The organism is Serratia sp. C2(1) (genome assembly GCF_036352655.1).
Lineage (GTDB): Bacteria > Pseudomonadota > Gammaproteobacteria > Enterobacterales > Enterobacteriaceae > Serratia > Serratia inhibens.
Map to the genome: position 1 here is coordinate 2,029,653 of NZ_JAZFBA010000001.1, position 22,624 is coordinate 2,052,276.

19 protein-coding genes and 2 pseudogenes are annotated in these 22,624 nt (G+C 55.5%); 9 read left to right on the forward strand and 12 right to left on the reverse strand.

Going from position 1 to position 22,624, the window contains the following annotated elements:
- Positions 1-10: 10 nt before the first annotated feature.
- Genes rhaM through rhaB form a run of 4 tightly spaced genes read right to left on the reverse strand, consistent with a single transcriptional unit; the run spans position 11 to position 3,893 of the window.
- Complete coding sequence (gene rhaM / locus V2S86_RS09465) at positions 11-325, reverse strand: L-rhamnose mutarotase (protein ID WP_330762202.1); 315 nt, start codon at positions 323-325, stop codon at positions 11-13.
- Positions 322-1,158: a rhamnulose-1-phosphate aldolase gene (gene rhaD / locus V2S86_RS09470; protein ID WP_330762203.1), complete on the reverse strand. Its 837-nt coding sequence runs from the start codon at positions 1,156-1,158 to the stop codon at positions 322-324. Before rhaD ends, rhaM begins: the two co-directional genes overlap by 4 nt.
- A 9-nt stretch (positions 1,159-1,167) precedes the next feature.
- On the reverse strand, positions 1,168-2,424 hold the full coding sequence (locus tag V2S86_RS09475) for an L-rhamnose isomerase (RefSeq protein ID WP_330762204.1): 1,257 nt from the start codon (positions 2,422-2,424) through the stop codon (positions 1,168-1,170).
- On the reverse strand, positions 2,421-3,893 hold the full coding sequence (gene rhaB / locus V2S86_RS09480; RefSeq protein WP_330762205.1) for a rhamnulokinase: 1,473 nt from the start codon (positions 3,891-3,893) through the stop codon (positions 2,421-2,423). The genes V2S86_RS09475 and rhaB overlap by 4 nt, the downstream gene beginning before the upstream one ends.
- A 299-nt stretch (positions 3,894-4,192) precedes the next feature.
- On the opposite strand from rhaB, the gene rhaS reads away from it, so the two are divergent.
- Both rhaS and rhaR read left to right on the forward strand, forming a co-directional pair.
- Positions 4,193-5,017 (forward strand): HTH-type transcriptional activator RhaS, encoded by an 825-nt coding sequence (gene rhaS / locus V2S86_RS09485; RefSeq protein ID WP_330762206.1) that lies wholly within the window; start codon positions 4,193-4,195, stop codon positions 5,015-5,017.
- A gap of 15 nt (positions 5,018-5,032) precedes the next feature.
- On the forward strand, positions 5,033-5,902 hold the full coding sequence (rhaR, locus tag V2S86_RS09490; RefSeq protein WP_330762207.1) for an HTH-type transcriptional activator RhaR: 870 nt from the start codon (positions 5,033-5,035) through the stop codon (positions 5,900-5,902).
- Here the strand turns inward: rhaR and rhaT are convergent, their stop codons facing one another.
- Positions 5,903-6,937: an L-rhamnose/proton symporter RhaT gene (gene rhaT, locus V2S86_RS09495; RefSeq protein WP_330762208.1), complete on the reverse strand. Its 1,035-nt coding sequence runs from the start codon at positions 6,935-6,937 to the stop codon at positions 5,903-5,905.
- A gap of 303 nt (positions 6,938-7,240) precedes the next feature.
- Here rhaT and aldA point away from each other — a divergent pair, with 303 nt between their 5' ends.
- Positions 7,241-8,680, forward strand: a complete 1,440-nt coding sequence (gene aldA / locus V2S86_RS09500; protein WP_330762209.1) for an aldehyde dehydrogenase — start codon at positions 7,241-7,243, stop codon at positions 8,678-8,680.
- A gap of 35 nt (positions 8,681-8,715) precedes the next feature.
- Here aldA and V2S86_RS09505 read toward each other — a convergent pair whose 3' ends face one another.
- The 3 genes from V2S86_RS09505 to V2S86_RS09515 all read right to left on the reverse strand — a co-directional run bounded on the left by V2S86_RS09505 (position 8,716) and on the right by V2S86_RS09515 (position 12,068).
- The gene (locus V2S86_RS09505; protein WP_330762210.1) at positions 8,716-9,888 is read right to left on the reverse strand and encodes a Gfo/Idh/MocA family protein; all 1,173 of its coding nucleotides are present in this window, start codon (positions 9,886-9,888) and stop codon (positions 8,716-8,718) included.
- Between the two features lie 14 nt (positions 9,889-9,902).
- Positions 9,903-10,826, reverse strand: a complete 924-nt coding sequence (locus V2S86_RS09510; protein WP_330762211.1) for a TIM barrel protein — start codon at positions 10,824-10,826, stop codon at positions 9,903-9,905.
- A 204-nt stretch (positions 10,827-11,030) separates the two neighbouring features.
- Complete coding sequence (locus V2S86_RS09515) at positions 11,031-12,068, reverse strand: LacI family DNA-binding transcriptional regulator (RefSeq protein ID WP_330762212.1); 1,038 nt, start codon at positions 12,066-12,068, stop codon at positions 11,031-11,033.
- Between the two features lie 222 nt (positions 12,069-12,290).
- Between V2S86_RS09515 and V2S86_RS09520 the strand changes: the two genes are divergently transcribed.
- The 4 genes from V2S86_RS09520 to V2S86_RS09535 all read left to right on the forward strand — a co-directional run bounded on the left by V2S86_RS09520 (position 12,291) and on the right by V2S86_RS09535 (position 15,776).
- The gene (locus tag V2S86_RS09520; protein ID WP_330762214.1) at positions 12,291-13,493 is read left to right on the forward strand and encodes an MFS transporter; all 1,203 of its coding nucleotides are present in this window, start codon (positions 12,291-12,293) and stop codon (positions 13,491-13,493) included.
- Between the two features lie 47 nt (positions 13,494-13,540).
- Positions 13,541-13,711: a GNAT family N-acetyltransferase gene (locus V2S86_RS09525; RefSeq protein ID WP_330763183.1), complete on the forward strand. Its 171-nt coding sequence runs from the start codon at positions 13,541-13,543 to the stop codon at positions 13,709-13,711.
- Positions 13,712-14,308: 597 nt separating this feature from the next.
- Positions 14,309-15,421: an AI-2E family transporter gene (locus V2S86_RS09530; protein WP_330762215.1), complete on the forward strand. Its 1,113-nt coding sequence runs from the start codon at positions 14,309-14,311 to the stop codon at positions 15,419-15,421.
- A 175-nt stretch (positions 15,422-15,596) separates the two neighbouring features.
- A complete protein-coding gene (locus V2S86_RS09535; RefSeq protein WP_330762216.1) occupies positions 15,597-15,776 on the forward strand; it encodes a hypothetical protein in 180 nt (59 codons plus the stop codon).
- A 101-nt stretch (positions 15,777-15,877) separates the two neighbouring features.
- Here the strand turns inward: V2S86_RS09535 and tolA are convergent.
- From tolA to V2S86_RS09550, 3 genes and pseudogenes are all read right to left on the reverse strand, one after another.
- A pseudogene (tolA, locus tag V2S86_RS09540) lies at positions 15,878-16,144 on the reverse strand (cell envelope integrity protein TolA); the annotation flags it as partial.
- 55 nt (positions 16,145-16,199) lie between these two features.
- Complete coding sequence (locus V2S86_RS09545; RefSeq protein ID WP_330763212.1) at positions 16,200-16,328, reverse strand: hypothetical protein; 129 nt, start codon at positions 16,326-16,328, stop codon at positions 16,200-16,202.
- Between the two features lie 835 nt (positions 16,329-17,163).
- Positions 17,164-17,298, reverse strand: a pseudogene (locus V2S86_RS09550) (NADP-dependent isocitrate dehydrogenase); the annotation flags it as partial.
- Between the two features lie 308 nt (positions 17,299-17,606).
- On the opposite strand from V2S86_RS09550, the gene V2S86_RS09555 reads away from it, so the two are divergent.
- Positions 17,607-18,053: an STM2901 family protein gene (locus V2S86_RS09555; RefSeq protein ID WP_330762217.1), complete on the forward strand. Its 447-nt coding sequence runs from the start codon at positions 17,607-17,609 to the stop codon at positions 18,051-18,053.
- Positions 18,047-18,370 carry a DUF1493 family protein gene (locus tag V2S86_RS09560; RefSeq protein ID WP_330762218.1) on the forward strand — a complete coding sequence of 108 codons (324 nt, stop codon included), beginning with the start codon at positions 18,047-18,049 and terminating at the stop codon, positions 18,368-18,370. The genes V2S86_RS09555 and V2S86_RS09560 overlap by 7 nt, the downstream gene beginning before the upstream one ends.
- Positions 18,371-20,581: 2,211 nt before the next feature.
- On the opposite strand, the gene V2S86_RS09565 is transcribed toward V2S86_RS09560, so the two are convergent.
- A complete protein-coding gene (locus V2S86_RS09565) occupies positions 20,582-22,486 on the reverse strand; it encodes an Ig-like domain-containing protein (RefSeq protein WP_330762219.1) in 1,905 nt (634 codons plus the stop codon).
- Between the last annotated feature and the right edge of the window lie 138 nt (positions 22,487-22,624).

A 22,624-nucleotide genomic window follows, 5' to 3' on the forward strand; every position in this document is an offset into this window, starting at 1 on the left:
ATTTTGTCCGCTACGCCAAATAAAACACCGGTTTCAGCGCTTCGCTCACCGGGCTATTGTCGGCATGGCTCGGCATTAAATCACGCATCGACATCCACCAGCGTTGGCACACGTCGGTGCCGGCCAGCGCCTGCCAGCGCGCCTCAGAGTCAATCTCGACTACCGCGAACAACAGGCTGCGCCCGGCATCCAGAAAGATGCTGTAGTGATGCGCCCCATGCTGTTTCAGCGTTTGCGCCAGCTCCGGCCAGATCGGCGCATGGCGGCGCTGATACTCCTCATGAGCATGCGGATAGACCTGCATCACAAACGCCTTGCGGATCATAACTCACGCTCCACGTTAAGCGCCGCCGCCCAGGGTTTCACCTCGAAACGTTCGCCGAGGGCGATCAACTGCGTTTTGCTGATGGTCTGCTTCATGCCATTCATCGACAGCACCTTCACCAGCACCTGCGCCGATTTTTCTGCCGTATCGATCAGGCCGAAGGCGTCGTCCAGGGAAGGGCCGGCGGCAAAAATGCCGTGGAATGGCCACAGTACCAGCGAATGCGAACGCATCTGCCTTGAGGTTTGCTCACCGATGCCGTCAGTGCCCGGCACCATCCAGGGCACGATGCCGACACCGTCCGGGAACACCACCAGGCACTCGGTGCTGCCTTCCCACAGCAGGCGAGTGAAGCTCGCCGCATCCAGTTCCAGCACATAGCTCAGGGCAATCAAGTGGGTGGCGTGGCAGTGCATAATCACCCGGTCACGCCCGTCGGTCAGCGTTTTGCGCACGCAGTGCGACTGAAAATGCGACGCCAGTTCCGAGGTCGGCACGCCGCCGTTGGTCAGCCCCCAGTGAATGCTGTAGGCGTGGCCGTCTTCGCTGACCCGCAGCAGCACCAGGCTGTCGGCGGGGTCAAGCTGCACATTGCGGAAAAACTTGCCCGAGCCGGTCACCAGGAACCAGCAGTTGGCCAGCTCAACCGCCGGTCGGCTCAGTTCGACCCGGCGCGGCTGAGGATAAAAATCGGCGGCATAGGGTTGCACCTCTTCGTCCAGCAAACGCAGGCTGACGTTGCCGCCGTTGCGTTCGTCCCAGCCCTTGAGCCACATATCCGAGGTGGCTTTCACCATGCCCTGAACAAACCATGAAGTAAGAAGTTGTTGCATACGACGCCCTTAACGTTGATTGAGGATCTGTTTTTCGTACTGGCGGACTTCGCCCAGCCAACCGGCATCGGCGGGCACGTCGTGGCGCAGGCAATAAGCCTCCCAAACCGCCTGCCACGGCAGCGATTTTTGTTCTTCCAGCATCGCCAGCCGCGCGGTGTAGTCACCGTCGTTTTCCAGCCGGCGCAGCAGCTCTATCGGCTCCAGCAACGCGCGCAACAGCGCCTTGCGGGCATTGCGCGTGCCGATCACCCAGGCGGCGATGCGGTTGATCGAGGCATCGAAGAAGTCGAGGCCGATATGCACCTTGTCCAGCAGGTTGTGGCGCACAATCTCATGGGCGATGGCCTGGGTTTCGTCATCCAGCAGCACCACGTGGTCGCTGTCCCAGCGCACCGGGCGGCTGACGTGCAACAACAGGCGCGGCACGAACAGCATGGCGGTGGAGATTTTGTCGGAAATCACTTCGGTCGGGTGGAAATGGCCGGCATCCAGCGTCAGCGCCACCTGACGACTGGTGGCGTAGCCCATGTAAAACTCATTGGATCCCACGGTGTAGCTTTCCGCGCCAATGCCGAACAGTTTGCTTTCCACCGCGTCAATGTGATGACGGGGATCCAGCGGTTGGCTTATCACCTCATCCAGCGCACTCAACAGGCGCTGGCGCGGCGCCAGGCGATCGACGGTGAGATCTTTCATGCCGTCCGGCACCCAGATATTCATCACCGACGGCGTGCCTAACTGCTCGCCGAAATAGGCTGAAACCCGACGGCTGGCCTGACAGTGCTCAATCCAGAAACGGCGGATGGCCGGATTGGCGTGCGCCAGGGTGAACCCGTCGCTGCTCAGCGGGTGCGAAAAACAGCTTGGATTGAAATCCAGCCCCAGGCGGTGGGTTTTGGCCCACGCCACCCAATGGCGAAAATGCGTCGGTTCAATCGCGTTGCGTTCCACCGGGGTCTCGCTCTCGAGATAGATCGCATGCAGATTCACCCGCTTCGGCCCCGGGATCAGGGATATCGCCCGCTCCAGATCGGCGCGCAACTGGTTGGCGGTGGTTGCCCTGCCGGGGTAGTTGCCGGTGGCCTGAATGCCGCCGGTCAGCGCCCCCTGCGGGTTTTCAAAACCGCGCACGTCGTCGCCCTGCCAACAATGCATGGAGATGGGGATGCGGTCCAACCGAGCCAGCGCCTGCTCAACGTCGATACCGACGTCCTCAAAGCGCTGTCTGGCGAGCGCGAACGCCTGTTCAATTAGTCGGGTCATAAGCAAAGTTCCTTGGTCGAGGGAGTCAGCGTTTGAAACCGCAGCCAACCTGCCGCCAGGGGGCCGGCGGGCTGCGGTGAAAAAATCTGTTGAGGAAAGTTAGCGGCCAGGACTCGCCGGAAGGTTGTCACGTCCGCCACCTCCCCCAGCGCGATCAGTTGACTGCCGATATTGCCCAGCGTCGAGGCCTCTGTCGGCCCGGCCGACAGCGGGATACCGCAGGCATCTGCGCACAGCTGGTTAAGCAAAGGGTTCTGACTGCCGCCGCCCACGATATGCAACCGGCTGAAGGGCTGCCCGCGCAAGCTTTGCAATTCGCCCAACACCTGGCGGTACAGCAGCGCCAGGCTGTCGAAAATGCAGCGTGCCAGCGCGGCGGGCGTTTGCGGCGCCGGCATGCCCTGTTCGATGCAGGCGTCCTGAATTTCGCGCACCATGCCCGGCGGATTGATAAAGCGCGGGGCATTGGGATGGATCAGCGAACGGCAGCCCGGCTGCGCCGCCGCGTCCTCGATCAGCCGGCACAGGTCGGCAATGTTCAGTTCGTCGCATACCCGTTGCAACAGCCACAGCCCCATGATGTTTTTCAATACCCGATAACCCCCTTCCGCACCGCCTTCGTTGGTCACGTTGGCCGCCAGCGCCGCAGCATCGGTGTATGGTTGGCGGCTCTCAAAGCCCATCAATGACCAGGTGCCGGAGCTGAGGTAAGCCGCGTGCTCATCCTGCAGCGGCGTTGCCAGCACCGCGCTGGCGGTATCGTGAGTGGCCACCGCAATCACCGGCACCCGCGCGCCGCGCGCCGTCCGCCAATGGCCCACGGTGTTGCCCGGTGCCGTCGGGCGGCCAAACCAGGCCGCTTTCGCCCCGGCCCAGGCCAGCAGTTCCTCATCCCACTCGCCGCTGTGAATATTCAGCAACTGGGTCGTGGTGGCGTTGGTGTATTCCCAGTTCAATTGCCCGGTGAGCCGATAATGCAGGTAGTCCGGGATCAATAAAGCATGGGCGACATGCGGCACCAGCTCCGGATGACGCCGGCTAAAAGCGCGCAACTGGTAAAGGGTGTTGAAAGGCAAAAATTGGATGCCGGTACGCTGGTACAACCGGCCGGCGCCGATCTCGCGCTGCGCCTGTTGCATCAGGCCATGAGTGCGGCCATCGCGATAGGCGACCGGCAGGCCGACGCGTCGCCCTTCGGCGTCCAACAGCAGATAATCCACACCCCAGGCATCAATGCCGATGCTGTCCGGCGTAATGCCCTGTTCATCCAACTGCCGCAGCCCCTGGCGTATCGCCCGCTCCAGCGCTTCGATGTCCCAGCAGTCATGGCCGTCGATCGGAGTCAGCCTGTTGCTGAAGCGGGTGACTTCATGCAGAGTGATTTGCCGCTCGTCAGGCCGGTAGCAACCCAGCATGACGCGGCCGCTGGAGGCGCCGAGATCGACAGAGACGATATTGCGAAAGGTCATGACGTGGCTTCCTGATGAATCGATGACATCAGTCTAAAACCCTGCGCGAACCGCACCTTGTCGCCACTGCCAGCCAGCCTGCGGCGCTGGCAATACCGCAAAGATTAACGTGACGCAGTTCACACTTCGCCTTTTTACCGTCCTGGCCGCCGCCTGTGACGCTGCGCTCACTTTGGCCTTTTCCCCTGCCATTCTTGAAAAATGAACGCACTGCACGGCATTTTTGCGTCGCAATTTAAAGGCGACCATCGGCAGCCTCATTTAGTATCTGTTACGGATTCGTTAACGGAGATCAACAGATGGCTATTCTGCACGGCAGTGATTTCTTCGCTTCAAGCCAGTATCCGGTCGCCATTGAGCCACGAGTGCCACAACTGACTTTCCCTGAACACCACCATGATTTCCACGAGATTGTGATTGTGGAACAAGGTGCCGGCACCCACGTGTTGAATGGCCAGCCGCAAACGCTGTGCAGCGGCTGCGTGTGTTTTATCCGCGACTGCGACCGCCATCTTTATGAGCAGACCGATAATCTTCACCTGACCAACGTGCTTTACCGCGGCCCCAACGCCTTTCGTTTTCTGTCCGGGCTGGAACAGCTGCTGCCGGCGGCGCAGGAGGATCAGCCGCTGCCGCACTGGCGCATCGGCAATAAGCTGCTGACGCAGGTTCAGGTGATTATTCAGCGGCTGGAACAGACGCCCCAAGCGTTCAGCCTCGAGCATTTGGCGGAGCAGGAACTGTTGTTTATGCAGCTGTTGGTGTTGCTGCGGCGAGGATGCGCAGCGGCCGCCATCGACGATCAGGAAGGCCGCCTGCGCCGGCTGTTGGACTGGCTGGCGGAACACTACAGCGACGAGATCAACTGGGACGAGCTGGCCGAGCGTTTTTCCCTCTCGTTGCGCACGCTGCACCGCCAAATGAAAAAACAGACCGGCAACACCCCGCAGCGTTACCTCAACCGGCTGCGGCTGCTCCAGGCGCGGCAGATGCTGCGGCACGACGAGGCGCGCATCACCGACATTGCCTATCAATGCGGATTTGGTGACAGCAATCACTTTTCCACACTTTTCAAACGCGAGTTCGGCTATTCACCCCGTACTCTGAGGCAGAACGATTTCTGAACCTGAGGTGCCCTGGTGAAAACCCCACTCCTGCTGGCCAAAGAGGATTATCTGCCGTCGCCGTTGATGCCGGTGGCGGTGGCCGATCGCGCGCCGCAGCCGTCATTTCCGCCGCATACCCATGAATTTAGCGAGATCGTGCTGGTGTGGCGCGGTAACGGCATGCACGTGCTGAACGATCAGCCCTGGCGAGTCACCTGCGGCGACATGTTTTACATCCGCGACCACGATTGCCACAGCTACGAGTCCGTCAACGATCTGGTGCTGGATAATATTCTCTACTGCCCGGAGCGTTTCCAACTGGCGATCGGCTGGGCGGAACTGCTGCCGCCGGACAACGCGCAACGCCAGTCCCACTGGCGTCTGACCACTCGCGGCATGGCGCTGGCGCGTGGGGTGATCCAACAGTTGGCGCTGGAAAGCCGTAAAACCGACCTGCTGTCGATACAGCTTACCGAGGCGCTGTTCCTGCAATTGGTGTTGATCCTGCGCCGCCATCGCTATGCCGCCGGGCAGGATAACCGCTTGCCGGATGGCGAACAGCTGGATTTGCTGATGTCGGCGCTGCAGGGCGACAGCGGCGCCCGTTTTGATCTGGCCGCATTCTGCCTGCACCATCAACTGGCGGAGCGCAGTCTGAAACAGCTGTTCCGCCAGCAGACCGGCATGACCATCGGCCATTATCTGCGCCAGTTACAGCTGTGCCGGGCAAAGTACCTGCTGCGCTGCGGCGACGAACTGATCGGTGAAGTGGCCGCCCGCTGCGGCTTTGACGACAGCAACTATTTCTCCGTGGTATTCACCCGCGAAACCGGCGTCACGCCGAGCGCATGGCGCCAGCGCTTTGAACGCGCCGAACGCCCCGCTTTTGCGCTAAAACGCTGATCATCCCGCCATTCCCAGGCCGACCACATTGGCGGCCACAATGATCGTCAGGCAGCCGATGCAAAGCACCCGGACCGGTCGGCGGCCGGCATTTTTCCACTCGTTGAGCAACAGCCCAACCAGGCCGCCGCACAGCACGTAGAAACTCATGTGCAGCATCCAGCTGATAAAATCATACTGCACCGGTATGTTGGCGTGGCCCCAGGCATAGAAGAAGAATTGCAGATACCACAGGGTGCCGCCCAGCAGCGAGAACAGCACGTTGGCCACCAGCAGCGAGCGGGCCTGCGAGAAATCGGCCTTGATCGACAAGTCCGCTTTTGCCGCCAGCCGGATAAAACAGTACCCAAGGTTGATTACCGCTCCACCGCCCATGATCACCACGTAACTCGGCAGTGCCACGTACAGCGGATTGATCCCCAAATCTGCCGCAGCCTGGTGCATAGGCTTGGCGGCATCCATGGCGAACGACATGCCGGCGGAGAAGATCCCGCACATCACCGCCAGCAGCAACCCTTTGCGCAGGTTGAATTCTTCGGCGCAGATCCCCATCGCCCGCTCTTTCAGCACGCCGGCCCAGGAGACGATCGCCACGCCGACCAGGGCAATCGCCACCCCCAGCAGCGTCATCTGGCCGCCGGCGGAGCTGAACAGCGCCACAAAGCGCCCCTGCAACAATGGCGTCATCAGGGTTCCCACCACCAGCGTAATGCCGATGGCGATACCGATGCCCATCGACATGCCCAGATAGCGCATGGTCAGGCCATAGTTCACATTGCCGATGCCCCACATGGCGCCGAACAAAAACACCGGCAGCAGCGTCGACAGGCCAAAGGCCGCATAATAGCGCCAAAAATCCGGCAACAGCACGTAGCTCACCGCCCAGGGCAGGATCAGCCACGACATCAGGCCACCGATCGACCACATGGTTTCCCACGACCAGCGGTGGACTTTTTTGAACGGGGCATAGAAGCAGGCAGCGCTGGCGGCCCCCACCAGATGCCACAAAATCCCCAACATGACAGCGTTATTCATTGTTATTTATTCCTTCGTTGCAAGTGATGTGGACAATAAACAGGCACGAAGGAGTCTATAAATATTGCCCGGCGCGCAACCTTAGCCTGGCTGCCAGTTCTGGTGGAAGCTGGCAAAAAACAAGGGGTGGCACCGACCGGGATCACAAATTCATCGCCGCGCCGTGCCGGGAGAACGCGGCGTGGCGGCCACCGTTGCGTGGCTGCCATTGCGGCGCCAACGGTGGCAATGGCGCAAAGGTGATTAACACGGGAAGGCCATTACCATAACAAGGCATTAACAATAACCTTGCGGAGCCCTGCCATGACCCCTAACCAGAAACAGATGTATATAAACGGTGAGTTTGTTGCCAACCGCAACGGGCGTTGGATTGACGTCATCAACCCCGCTACCGAGCAAGTCATCATGCAAATCCCGCAAGGCAGCGGAGACGATGCCAGGCAGGCGATTGACGCCGCCGAAGCCGCACAGGCGGAATGGGAAGCGCTGCCCGCCGTTCAGCGCGGCCAGTGGCTGCATCGGCTGGCCGCCGGCGTTCGCCGGCGGGAACCGGAGCTAACCTCGCTGATCGTGGCCGAAGGCGGAAAAACCCGCGAACTGGCGCAGATTGAAGTGCTGTTCACCGCCGATTACCTCGACTATATGGCGGAGTGGGCGCGCCGTTACGAAGGCGAAATCATCCCGAGCGATCGCCCGAATGAAAATATCTTCCTGTTCAAAAAAGCCATCGGCGTGATTGCGGGTATCTTGCCGTGGAACTTTCCGTTCTTTCTGATAGCGCGCAAAGCCGCACCGGCGCTGGTGACCGGCAACACCATCGTCGTCAAACCCAGCGAATTGACGCCGGGCAATGCGCTGCTGTTTGCCGAGATAGCCCATGAGATCGGCCTGCCGAAAGGCGTGTTTAACCTGGTGACCGGCTATGGGCCAGAGGTAGGCCAGGCGCTGGCGGCCAACCCGAAAACGGGCATGGTCAGCCTGACCGGTAGCGTCGGCGCCGGTGTCGCCACCCTGCGCGCCGCGGCGGAAAACGTCACCAAAGTCTCGCTGGAATTGGGCGGCAAAGCCCCGGCTATCGTGATGGCGGATGCCGATCTCGATTTGGCGATCAAGGCCATCGTCAGCTCGCGCATTATCAACAGCGGCCAGGTGTGCAACTGCGTCGAGCGCGTTTATGTGCAGCGCGACATTTACCCGCAGTTTATGACGCGGCTAACCGAGGCATTCCGTCAGGTGACCTTCGGTGACCCGAACCAACAGACCGGACTGGACATGGGGCCGTTAATCAGTGCCGAGGCGCTGCAGAGAGTCGAGGAGAAAGTGGCGCGAGCGGTCAGCCAGGGGGCCAAACTGGTGATGGGCGGCAAACGCGAGGCTCGTACCGGCTACTTTTTCCCACCGACCATTCTGAGCGACGTTCAACAGGAAATGGACATCATGCACGAGGAAATTTTCGGCCCGGTACTGCCGGTGGCGGTGTTCGACAGCCTGGAGCAGGCGATCGCCATGGCTAACGACAGCGAATATGGCCTCACCTCGTCGATTTTCACCCGTGATCTCAACGTGGCGATGATGGCGATCAAACAGCTAAAATTCGGCGAAACCTACGTCAACAGGGAGAACTTCGAGGCGATGCAGGGTTTTCACGCCGGCTGGCGCAAATCGGGCATTGGCGGCGCCGATGGCCGCCACGGGCTGGAGGAGTATCTGCAAACGCAGGTTGTCTATCTGCAGTTCCAATAATGATCTCGCCGAGGCCCCGCCCCGCCAGCGGGGTTTTAGCGAAACTCAACCCAGCCGGCGCCGGCATCGGCGGAACGCACGCAGTTTTCCACCCAGCGCACCCCCATCGCCCCGGCATGCACGTCGGGGTACCAGAAATCGGCCAGGAAAGCCTCGTCCCGCCGATCGGTGGCGTCCATCGCCAGCGCGAAACGGCGGTACAGATTTGACCAGGCTTCAAACAGCCCCTCGGGATGACCGCCGCCAATCCTGTCGTCCGCCAACGCGGCGTGATCCAGGTAAGGCATGCCCCGCTCCAGAATGCGCACCGGCTCGCCCTGTACTTCAAAGCGCATTTGGTTAGGCTGTTCGTCCCACCATTCCAGGCTCGCCTTCTCGCCGACGATGCGTACCTTCTGCCCGTGCATCGAGCCGCTGTTGACCGCCGAGCACCACATCGAACCAACGGCGCCATTGTCGTACTCCATCAGCACATAGGCGTTGTCTTCCAACGGCGCGCGGGTTTTGACAAAGCTCTGGCGGCTGCACATCAGGCGTTTGACCTTCAATTGCGGCACCATGGTTTCCGCCAGGAACAACGGATGCGTGGCCAGATCGCCCAGCACATAGCTCGGGCCGACAAAACGCGGGTCTACCCGCCAGCGCGTGCTGGGGTTTTCCTGCTCCACCGCCGTGGCGTGAAAACCGTGAGAGAACTGCATGTTGATAATGCGAATGTCGCCCAACAGGCCGTCGGCAATCATCTGCCGGGCCTGCAAAATCAACTGGTGACCGGAATAACCGTAGGTGACGCCGATAATTTTTTGCCGTTTTTCACACAGCTCGACCAGCGTTTGCGCCTCTTCGGCGGTAAAGCACAACGGTTTTTCGCACACTACGTGCAGACCCGCTTCCAGCGCCGCTTGGCAAATAGCAAAATGGGTGTTGTTGGGCGTGGCGATGGAAACCGCCTCGATACCGTCGGACCTCGCGGCTTCCTCGCGAAAGAGCGTGGCGTAATCCGGGTAACAGCGCTCCGCCGCCACCCCGAGGCTTTGCCCGAAGCTGCGCCCGCGTTGCGCGTCAATATCAAATGCGCCTGCCACCAGGCTGAAAGTCCCGTCGCGCAGCGCGGCGGAACGATGGATATAGCCAATTTGGCTGGTACCGCCGCCACCCACCATGCCCCAGCGCAGGGATCGTTCCAGAGGTTTAATGCCGTTGATCATCACCTTTCTCCTGATTAAAAACCGACTTTTCGCAAATAGTTAAGGCTGTCCGTCACATCCTGCAGGCTGCCCTGCACGTTGCGCGGATCGCGTTCCTGCTCAATGGTGATCCACCCCCGGTAACCGCGTGCCGCCAGCAATGCCCGCACCGCAGGGTAGTCAATGACGCCCTGGCCCAACGGACACATCACCCCTTCCGCGCAGGCGGTAAAGAAGTCCAGCCCACGCGCCAGCACGTCGCGGAAGACTTTCGGGTTAACGTCCTTGAAATGCAGATAATCGATGCGCGTAAAATAGGTGTCGAGCCAGGCGACCGGATCCATGCCGGAGTAATACAGGTGGCCGGTGTCCAGGCACAGCCCGGCGGTGTGATGCGGAATTTGGCCGGCCAGCCGGTCGATTTCATCGGCGAACTCGATACAGCCACCGGCATGCGGATGGATCACCGGCCTGACGCCATATTCCCGCCAGGCAATCTCGCTGACCGTTTTGATGTGGCCGATCATCCGGTTCCAATCCGTATCGCTCAGGCGCGGCGCCTGTGCATACTGGCCGGCCAATTTGGCCCGCTGCGGATTGCCGAAATCGATAATCACCAGATACGGCGCGGAGAAAACGCTGCCCTGCGTTTCCCGCGCTTTAGGCGCCTGCGACAAATTGCGGCAAATGTTGTGCGTCAGCGCGAGGATATGGCTGAAGTTTTGTTCGCTGACCAGGTCATCAAAAATGGTGCCGGCCACCAGCGAAAGCCTGTGCCGTTCCAGTTCAGTGCTCAAGGCTAAGGCGTCGATCGGCAGGTAGCCCCACGGCCCCAGTTCTATGCTGCCGTAGCCGGCGGCGCTCGTCTCCTGCAGCACTTTCCGGTAAGGCGGAAGATAGGGATTTTTAGGGTCGTCCACCCCCCAACTGCAGGGGGCATTGGCAATCGGCAGATTCATCGTCTTGGTTCCGTGTTGAGCAGCATGTAGCGCCAGTATCAAACAAATATTTCGAAACATCCAATGATGAAATTTTCATTTTTTGATGGTGATCGCGTTAAATTTGATAGTTAAAATGATGGTTTTTTATCAAACACAGACGGGCCGTCACCTGTGAGGTATAGGCGGCAATTCAGGGAAAACGGCCCGCAGCGGGGCCGGCGATCAGATATTTTCTTTGGTGATCAGATCAAAGCGGTTAATCGCGTGCATAAAACCAGGGTGTTCGCCGCCGGCGGCGGCGACAAAGGTGTTGATGACCGACGCGGCGAATTCATGAAGGCGGTGCGTCAACATCAGATCCAGCGTGCCGTCGAGCAACGCCATCTCCGCGTTTTCCACCGGGCCATGACAAACCAGCATCACGTCGTGCTGCCTGCCGCTCTCCTGCAACGCGGCGATAATCCCTTCCACGCCGCCGCAGGGCGCGTACAACGCCACCAATTCAGGGTGCTGCGCCAACATGCTCAGGGTCACCTGTCTGGCGCTCTCGGCCCGCTCATGGCTGCGTAACGGCTCCAGCACCCGGTGGTCGCTCAGGTGTTCGCGCAGGTAAGAGCGAAAACTGATTTCGCAGGTTTCCTGGCACAGGAAGCGATTGTCGCCGATGATAACCCCAATTTCTCCCTGTTTTCGACACATACGTTCTACCGCCCAGGCAGCGGTGCGGCCGGCCTGCTGATTATCCAGGCCAACATAACCGGCCCTGCTGTGCACCGACAGATCCGACAACAGCGTAAACACCTTCACGCCCACGCGGCTGGCTTCTTCGACCGCATAACGGATCATCGGGTTATCCAGCGCCACCACCCCCATCACGTCCACGCTCTGGCTGAGTTGCGTAATGGCGGCGGCGGTATCGCCTACCGCGCTGATATCATGAAAAATGAACTGCGGCGGATGAGCCAGATCGTAGTACGGCGCGGCCTGTTCCAGCAGGCTTTCCGCTAACTGCGCATAAAAAGAATGTTCCCGGCGCAGCAGGATAAAGCCCATTTTGAGCCGCACCGGCGACTGCCCGGCCGCCTCGAACAACCGATGAGACTTTTCGAGGGCAAAGCCCAGTTTTTTCGCCGCCGCAATGACTTTGCGTTCCGTTTCCGGCCGTACCGGGGCTCGCCGGTTCATCACCCGGTCAACCGTAGCAATGCCGACCCGAGCCTCCCGGGCGATGGCACTCATGGTGGTTTTCTTGCCTGCCATACTCTTCCTTATCATGATTTTGATAAAAACTATCATGACGTCGATGACGGAGGAAACCCGGCCCGGGGATTTGTGTGATCGGGCGCGCGAATAGCGATTCGAGTCGTTGCACAGCGCGGTAAAAAGCTCGAAATGAACGTTTTTCGGGCAGGTGAAGCCATAATTGAACTGCTGCTATTTTCGCCGTAACGCATAGTCTGATTTTGACCCCCGGAGCGAATCATGACATCGACAAAATCCGACGCCATCGAGTATGCGGCACCCAATGCCACCCAGTGGCCGGCGATCCTGAACATAGTGTTCGCCGGTATTGCGGCAGCCCTGCAGGTGGGCAAAGCGACGATTGCATTACCGGAGTTGCAACGCGAGTTCGGCCGCTCGCTGGAATCGTTAAGCTGGGTAATCTCGGCCTTCCCTTTCGTTGGCGTGTTCAGCGGCATCCTCGTCGGCATTTTGGTCCGTCGCTGGGGCGATCGCCGCTTGCTGTGCCTTGGGCTGGTGACCATCAGCGCCGCCAGCTTTGTCGGCGCCAGCCTGCATAACTTCAACGGACTGATCGCCACGCGGTTTATTGAGGGCCTGGGTTTCGTCATCGTCGTGGTCGCCGCCCCAGCGATTCTCAATCGCGTGGTTCAGCCGCAAAAACGTAATCTGGTGTTTGGCATCTGGAGCACCTTTATGCCGGCGGGCATCGCCCTCTCGATGTTTTTCGGCCCGCTCCTCGGCGGCTGGCAACAGAGCTGGCTGGCGAGCGCCGCTCTGACGCTGCTAGCGGCGTTGCTGCTGCCGCTGACTACCCGCCGGGAGGCTACCGGCTCCGCAGCGGCTTCACGCATCGACCTGCGCCAGGCGTTGTCTCGCCTGTTGCGTGCACGACAACCTGGGCTGTTGGCGCTGATATTCACCAGCTACAACCTGCTGTTCTTTGCGGTAATGGCTTTTTTGCCTCTATTTTTGATGCAGCACCTCGGGCTGTCGTTCGCCGGCACGGGCAGCATCAGTGCCGCGATCATAGCCGTCAATATGATTGGCAATCTCTCCGCCGGTTTGTTGTTGTCGCGTGGGATTAGCGCCAAAACGCTGCTCACCGGGACCTTTATCGCCATGGGGCTGACCGGCAGCGGTATCTTCTTCTCGGTAACGCCGATGAATATGCTGATACCGCTGTGTTTTTTATTTTCCGCCATCAGCGGCATGCTGCCTTCTACCATTCTCGCCGCCACGCCGATGTCGTCACCGGAACCGGCCCTCATCCCCCTGTGCCTGGGGTTGGTAATGCAAGGCAATTATCTGGGCCAGGTGATCGCCCCCATCGCGATAAGCAGCATCGTCGCCAATGCCGGCTGGTCCGCCTCCGCCGCAATGGTACTGGCCGCCGCCGCGCTGGGCGTGGCGTTGGCATTGCGACTATCAAGCCGACAGTAAAGACAAATAAAAAAGGCCGCTTGCGCGGGCAAGGTATCGCCCATAGGTTGATCGCGGTTATCGAGCAAAAAGCGCAATCGCTGGGTTATGGCGAACTGTATTTGGAAACCGGCGTTAACCAACCCGAGGCGATTAGCCTGTACCGAAAAGCCGGCTACCGACAGACAACGCGCTTTGGCAATTATTCGCCTGATCCGCTGAGCATTTATATTATATGATGAAGCGCCTGAAGGGTCAGGCGTGATGAAAGACATCCGATCTGAGCGGGAGATTCAACGGCCGGCGTTTAACTTATGGAGCTCCGCCGTCTTTTCCTGGCCCGAACGCAACCTCTGAATAGCGTAATTTTATTTTTTATCCGCCCTGTTCAGCATACCCTGGCAAATCACTATAGTTATCTTGATGGATATGGCCAATGGTGCTCCAACCCCGTCAGTGACAAAGTGCCTGTGGCTATCAGGTAAATCACCAAACCGCCAAAAGCGATCGCAACCATTATCTCAATGAATCTAAGTCGCTTATGCTCAGTCATGTGCCTGCCTCTCAGTTTCAGGTGAAAATACGTTCACCTAAAACGTAGATAACCTGCCCCTTCACATCAAGGCGAACTAACAAAATGAAACACAATCAATAAGGTTTATTTATAATTCACACATAAATCCACGAGCAAGCCGGTTTGCAGGCTATAGAATCTCCGCTCACCAACAATCCGCTAACTGTTAAGTCATTGTGATGCTATGGTTTGTTTTTCACTGCTCGTCAATGTCGATGAGCACAAGGATTCACCTATAAAATCTATCATCAGAGGGACTGATATGATGTCTAAAGGTATTTCAAAGGGATTCTTTATTCTGATCCTTTTCATCGTAACCGCCGCTTTTCTGGACGTATTGGGTCCCTACTATTCGTCGGTGCTCTGGGCCGTCATATTGGCCGTGATTTTCCACCCGTTGAAAAACAAGCTTAAGCAATACCTGGGCGACCGCAACGGCCTGGTTTCATTGTTAACCTTGCTGGTGATCTGCCTGATTGTGTTCACCCCGTTGGCAATCATCGCTTCGTCGCTGGCGCTTGAATTCAACGTTCTCTACCAAAAACTGCAGAACAACAATACCCAACTGCCTGCCATGCTGGCCGAAGTGATGCAGCACTTACCCGGCTGGGCACGGCATTTTCTGGCGGAGCATAATCTCGACAGCGCCGCGGAAATACAAAAGCAGCTTTCCGAAGTGGCACTCAAGGGCGGGCAATTCCTGGCGGGCAGCGTGTTCCTGATCGGCAAAGGGACGTTCAACTTTGCCGTCGGCTTTGGCATCATGCTCTATCTGCTGTTCTTCCTGCTGAAAGACGGCCCCTATCTGGTGACCCTGGCGCTTGAAGCGCTGCCGCTGTCCGAGCACGTTAAACACCACTTGTTCGTGAAGTTCGCCGCCGTGTCCCGTGCTACGGTGAAAGGCACCGTGGTGGTGGCGATTGTGCAAGGCGCCCTCGGCGGCCTGGCATTTTACATCACCGGCATCGATGGCAGTTTGTTGTGGGGCGCGCTGATGGCCTTCCTGTCCATTATCCCCGCCGTAGGTTCCGCCATTATCTGGGTGCCGGCAGCCATCTATTTCTTCGCCACCGGCATGCTGTGGCAAGGGGCATTCCTGGTCGGGTTCTTCGTGGTGGTTATCGGGTTGGTTGACAACATTCTGCGCCCGCTGCTGGTCGGCAAAGACACCAAGATGCCGGATTACCTCATCCTGATTTCCACGTTGGGCGGCATGGAGATTTACGGCATCAATGGCTTTGTTATCGGCCCGTTGATCGCCGCACTGTTCATCGCCTGCTGGAATATCCTTTCCGGCCGCGACAGCGAGGAGACCACCGATGAGATTGATGAGGCCTTTATCGAAGAAGGCAAGAATCACCCTGATGCCGGTTAAGCGGCGTTGAAGCAGAGATTGTATTAATTCCGGGGGGCCTGTTCAGGCCCCCGACTTTTGCCATCGCGTTACGCCGAACACCCTTATGTTATCCTCGCACCTGTGTTGTGAGAGGCTTGATTGTTAATGCAAAAGGGTTGATATTTTCATCCTTATCTCTCGAAAAGGATGTCCCATGAGCGCCGCCTGGATCAAAGCGTGGTTTACCTTCGCCACCGTCTATACCTGCATTGCCCTCAGCAAAGAAATAAGTGAGCAATTCTTCGCCTGTTCTCGGTGGGCTCAACTCGTCGGCGTCATCATCATGACGGCAATCGTTTGGAGCACTCGCGCCAAACTGAAAGAAATGAAATAAGGTCGTTGATCATAAAAAATGGGAGCCCAGAGGCTCCCGTTTTTATTCAAATTGACCCGACCTAAATAGCGTTGACACGGCTTCCCCTCGCACTCAGGTGCTCAGGGGCGGAATTCCAATACGGGATGTTTAAAGGCCTCATAAACGGCTGGTGAAGGCGGTTTGGGAAAGCGGGCCTTTGCGGCCGCCTTTATCGCTGCGCGACAAAGATCAGGGTCACCCTCTTCGGCTCGGACAGCTAAAAGCATGCCATCCGGCGCCAGCATAATTCTTAAAGCACATCGTTTACCGGCATATGAGCCGGCATCTTGAAAATGGCTTTGAATAGCGGATCGTATCTGCGCGGCATACTGGCTAGCCTCCGCCCCAGGTTCAGGCGCTGTTTTACCTTCGAGGGGAGTAAAAAGCGCATCAACACCCTGATCAGACGGCACGGGTGTAACCGCAGATCTCGTCTTCGCACACCCCGTCACCAACAGCGCAGCGATAACCAGCGATAACCAGCGATAATGCCGGCGCGCAAATCCCAAACCCCAAATGAACTCTTTTCATGATTCCCTTCTTTAATAGAATATCCACAGGGAAGAATAATAAACCAACACGGGCAGATTTAAGCATTCTGAGATCAATGTATTGAAACCCACATGTTGTTGAGTTTCGCTTCAATCAGGCGCGTTTCCGGCGATACCCGTTCTGACAGGTGTGCGTAGGATATGCGTTGGGGCTGAAATGCAAAAAGGCCACACCGGGGTGCAGCCTGTGATTACGCGATGTGTAATCGATTTTTCAATGGTGAATGCCGCTGTGTTGCATTACTGGGTGGATTACAGATTAGAACATTGATTTGTGATATCACTGCGCCAAGACTTACCCTTATCCTTGACCTTGCAGTTATGTGCATCTCGATGGCTTAACACTTTACCGGAGCAGTTCTTCGCGCTGTAGCACGTGCCAGCCGCCGCAGATGCGGTTAAGGGAAGTAAGAGGCATGAAGATAGAACAACTAAAATCGACAAATTTTTCATAGCATGTTTCCTTATGCGTAAGTTCATAAATTGATCTTTCGTTGCGCGCACAACAACTTTAGAATAGCCTTATCACACTTTATTTCACGCTTATATGCTAATTCGTATATTAAATATTTATGTAAAAATCCACGTAATATAAAAATATCGGATTTTTCAACTAACCTTGTTTTGTGAAAAATCACCGCACCAATGGTCGGTTCGCTCAGAGACAGGATGTGTTTGCGTTGTGGTTACTGGGGCTAAAACGATACGATAAAGGCCAAGCATAAGCTCAGCCCTGTAATTTTGATAATCGCTGCAATCTAAGTAAAAAACGGGAGCAACAAGGCTCCCGTTCTTATTCAAACACTAAAACACACTTACATGTGCTTAACGATAGCGTCGCCAAACTCTGAACATTTCAGCAGTTTAGCGCCTTCCATGCCTTTAACGATCAGGTCAGCCGCTTCGAACCAGCCCATGTGACGCAGCAGCACATACCATGCAAAAATTAACATACTGAATTATATAAACAAATGTCATAATTTTAGATTTTGGAATATCAAGTGAATCGTGTCTAACGCACCTTTATTCATGGTGGTTTCAGTTGAGTTTTGCAGAACGAACTGCCCCAGAGTCAAAGCAATCAACCGGCACAAAATGATGATCGGCCACCGTTATTTTTCTCTCGAACCAAAGCGGCAGCATCCCGCAACACACCTCAGAACAAAAACCAGGCAATTTTCCCAAATCAGCATCCAGCATAGAAATGTTTCGCTTCAGTTGGTATGTTAGGCAACAACTAAAATGACAAGGAAAAGTTATGGATACGGTTGAGGAATTAGGCGGGACGTATTTTTATAGAGGCGTTTCAAATGTTTCAGCGGGAGAACTTTTCTTTTGGGTTTTCCTTGACGCCGTAAATGAGCAGTTTGGGGCTTCCGATATTGTAGCTGCAGCCAGCATCATTCTGGGGCAGCCAACCCGCCCCACAAGAGGTAAATTCGCTGGAGCGACTAAAGGCACATCCATAGCTTCGGAAACAGCTCGACGCTATTTAAACATCGAGCTCCCTTTTCGACTCCCTACGTTCACCAACGCCAGTATCAAAACCTTGAAACCAAAATTTGTGAATAACCTGGGAGCATTTGTTGGCCGCACTGTTCCAGTACTCGGGTGGGTAATTCTTGCATACGATGTGTCTTCTATCGCATTTAAAGCTACAACTACTTACAATCGGATAGCCAGAGGAAGCGATAAAATATGGTAACCGACGAAGATGTTTTAATGTTCTTTCGGGAACAGCTACCCAAAGTCACTACTTTGTGGCTTAAACCTGTTCTACTTCAACCAGACGATATCCTGCAAGAATTTTCAGAGGTCGAGGATTTAGCATTAGTAATAGATAAATATTCCACTCAATTCGATATTGATGTTTCAGAATTAAATATCGAAGATTATTATCCATGGGAAATACCATGGTTTTTCCGTAAATGGTTCATAGTAAGTCCCGTCAAGCAGTCAAAAAAGCCGCTAACCGTCAGAATGTTTGCTGAATCAGCCAAGGCTGGCCGCTGGCTGTATTAGGCCGGCACTCGCCGGCCATCACTAATCAATACGCCTTCCAGGCAGAGAACACGAGCGGATTGCCGAATGCATAACGCCGGTACTCAACCGCTGAATTATAGGGCATAAACACCTGACGACAGGCCCCCTCATCTACCCCGGTGCGGAATACCATCAATGCACCAGCCACTGCCTCAGGATAATTCAGCGCCAACGTGGCATTGCTGGTCACGTTCTGGAAATAGGAAATATGCGCCAGAGGTGACTGAAAAGTACTTGGATGTGCGTGAAAAAGTATTTTACCTTGCTGTAATAACGGAAAAGACCGGATATGGAAATCCGGAGAGTTTCGGAAGAGACGAGATAACCAACTGAATTCTATAATAAACAAAAAAGACCGAATACGATGCCTTTTCCCGCACCATATTATTTAATTCATTAAATATCATATGGTTAAAACAAAAATCGATTAAAGCACACTCAAGAAAGCATGCTAAAACACGTCAAAACAATCAAACACATATCATTTTTTCTAGGGATGTTCGGAAAATATTCGAAAGGAATTTTCGAAAAATCTACCCAGAAGCCAACTGCCAACTGCGTGGAGCGAAGCGCTTTGGGCGTACCAGCGTGCTGATGAACGGATGGTGAGGCCACAGTGATACGCTTTTTTTGGTTAACGATGTCACTAGTGGTATACGATTTTCCAATAATAACATCGTTAACCGCTAAGAAACGTTTAAAGGTATTCGATATACGCGACTGAGCTCCCGTAAGATGGTCCTGCGGGCGTTGTCGGTGTGATAGAAAGAGTACTTTCGATTTCCACCACGTTTTGTCCAGCAGCCAGGACCCCGCTCCCATTCGACGTCAGTTGTGCAACAGCCCCATTACTCATGGTGACACGACCAAGGGCCGGGAAGCTAATACGGGCGGCGGTAGTGATAGTGCAATTAACTTGCACCTGCTCTTTTGCAGTAGAAGTAGTATATCCCTGCTCTAGGGTGCCGTGGTCCAGGGTTACAGACGGCGAGGTAACGGTACAGGTTTCGTTTACGGGTGGAACGGACGTACATGACCCCGCTGGGCGATCGAGCTGCGACAGGGATACAGCATTCCCGCTATTCGTTCGGGTGAACGCGATGCCGATGCATGCGCCGGTAGGAATAACACTACTCGAACCACTCCACCCAGCGACGTTAATACCCTTATTATAGAGTGCAACACCAGCGTAAGACATGGTGGACGCAGGCTCCACGCCAGGTAGCGAAACGCCACCACCAATTCTGTACCCCGTTAGGGTACCTATGTTATTGGGGGCGTAGAAGAGCACTACCGGTCTACGGGTCCCACCGACATTGCTGGTCCGAACGGCATCAGGGAGGTCCATCAAGGCCCAACTGACATCGAATTGGAATGAACTACCCAACCTTTCAACCGAAATCGATGTTGCGACTGGGTAAGGATCCCCCATGGCGGGGGCGGCAAGAACGGCAGTCAATACGGCGACGATCCACTGTTTCATATTTGGTCTATCCACATGTAGTTAGGGGGCTTGTTAGCAGGAACTACCCGTTCCGGCGCAGTACTCGCCCGTTATTTCTCCGTGCCCTATAAGCCCGCACCCACACTACCATTTGAGTTAGTGACGAGATGCGCCTAAAGCCGCAGGCAACGTGCACGATGATGTTTTAGCGCCCGTGGCACTTTGGCAGTCCCGCGACAGAGAATCCGACCTTCGCTCGTTCCATATTCAAACCAGTCAATATCGGTATCATCTGGGCAAATTAAACCCCACCCACGGCAAAGGGTGTGTTAAATTAAGCCGTTGTATCCGTTTGAATATCAGCGATATAGCGAGTGTCGTTGTTCCATTCCGTAAAACGACATCCAGATACAACGCTATCGAAAAATCTCTGGGGTGACTGTGGGGAAAATGGTAACCAGTGGGTAATCTCGTGAAAACCATTTAGTGTTTTTCTGCAAAATTAAGAATTTCAGATCGTAAAAAATCTTTATTTAGATTTTTCCTCTGGAAAGACCAACAAAATCAGGTGGGGGGGAGACTTTAATTTTTCTACAAAACCAAGCGATAAGGTAGGGATGCAGGTGTCGGGAGGGTGAAAAAATAAAGGTTTTGGAGTAAGAGGGAGCAAGTAGCCGATCTTTCTGTGAATTTAGCCACCGCTCCTCCCCAACCGCCGCAGAAAAAAATTCTGCAAAAAAATTATCTCAATACGCATTCCAATCAGAAAATACTCTCGGCTCCCCAAACGCGTAACGTCGGTATTCTACCGTTGAGTTATACGGCATGTAGGTCGGACGACTCGCCCCCTCATCCACGCCAGTACGGTATACCTTCAGCGCGCCGGCCACCGCCTCAGGATAATTCAGCGCCAACGTGGCATTGCTGGTCACGTTCTGGAAGTACTCTCCCGGCTCAGTGACATTGTTCAAGTCGGTGCCTACGGGTAGCGTTTTATCGGCCACAGGCACGGCACCTGTTTCCTCTGCTGTCACTGCATCCTTCGTCGCCAGTTCGCCCAACCCGAGGTTTTTCTGTGACTCAGCTTGTGCCGCTTCACCGGTGTCTGCCATCTCGGATAGGTTATTTTTGATTGCCAAAAAGTCCGACTCCACCGGGGCAGCAGCTACCTTCACAACCCTACTGGCACTTTTCCCTGAAACATCCCCGGTAACACTGATCGTCGCCGTTCCCTCTCCAGCAGCTATCAGTTGCCCATCACTTCCCACAGCGCTGTCAGTTGATGCATAACTGAGGGTTTCCGTGGCATTTGACGGGGTTTTCGTCACAACCAGTTCGTAGGTGTTGCCTGCAACCTGATCGGGAATGGCCGCCAGTACGATAGCGGTCAGCAGGATGTCCACGCGCACCGTCACGCGTACGCTGAGCCCAGTGCTAACGCTGGCGATAATGTCCGTATTGCCGGGACCAACCGCACGAAACAACCCGTTCACGTCAATAGTCCCTGCTGCGGTATTGGTGCTTATCCATGTCACCGGGAAGTTGGGAGCCAGATCAGCAGGCAGCACCTGAGCGGTAAACTGCTGTGTCGCACCAACACCAATGTTCAGCGAGGAAGGCGTTACGATAATGTTCGTCGGCGTGGGATCCGGTTTTATATTGTCTGCCTGATCCGTTTTGACTATGTACATCAATGCCAGATTCTTTGGCCTGGTTTCAGGGGCTAAATTCACCGCTAGCGAAGGTGATACCTGCCCTGTTCGAGCAGAATATTGGCGTATCTGTTCATCACCAAGACTGTTACGCGTATTCGACGAAGGCACATCAAAACGGTAGTACGTCTCAATACCTGCTAGGTGAGCATGGTCTGGAAACCCATCGCCCTGATCGCTGCCAATGACACGGCCAAAATCAGGATCGGCTGTTGAACCATGCGCCCATCCACGAACAAACTTCCCTCGCAAGTCAGGAACATTACCCGATGGGAATACAGCATGTAACTTGGGGTTCTTGGTTATATCAAATCCCTGTCCATTGGCTTCAATCCATCCATCAGGCGGTGTCATGCTGCCCCATGGAACAATAACCCCTACTGGCAACAGGAACGGCGCCAGTTCAGTCGTTATGTCGCTGATGGCATTCTTGATCGACTGCTGCAACGTTGGCGGCGTAATGATTAGCGTATCGTCAGTACCAGCATCAGCTTCATCCTGTGATGCTCGGCGATAGATGAAACCCTGCCATTTAGCATCTTTTGTGCCCGGTTCAGTTGCGTTGTTCTCCGCCAGCGAAACATAAGAGACAAATGCCCCATTATGACGGTGGCGGACCACCACGCCAGCGCCATACTGATAAGCCGTGCCGCCGTTGTTCGCTGGCATAATCCATTCCGGAAAGGCGTCGGTCTGATATTGACGCAAGGCGAACGTAATGGCGTTCAGGATACTGTTCATCGCGTCACGCTCTACCGCTTTAGCGTCGGCGTCACTCATCAGGTCTTTTTGATAATCTTCTCCCCAACCCTCGATAAAACTGACAAAACCCTCCGCATTTTTCTCGTCGGGAATTTGTTGTTTATCGCCGGTGCTGGCAAAGAGAATACGAAAAAACTTCTGATCCATTATGTTCTCCAAATAAAAAAGCAACTGCATATATAGTTGCCTCAGCTAAAAACGGTGATTAATGGTAGTTGTGCCAACGACAGAAAAAAATATTCGATGCCATTAATACCAATAGGATAATGAATAACGTAGTTCGTTGGTGACACCCTCACTCTCGCCCAGCGGTGT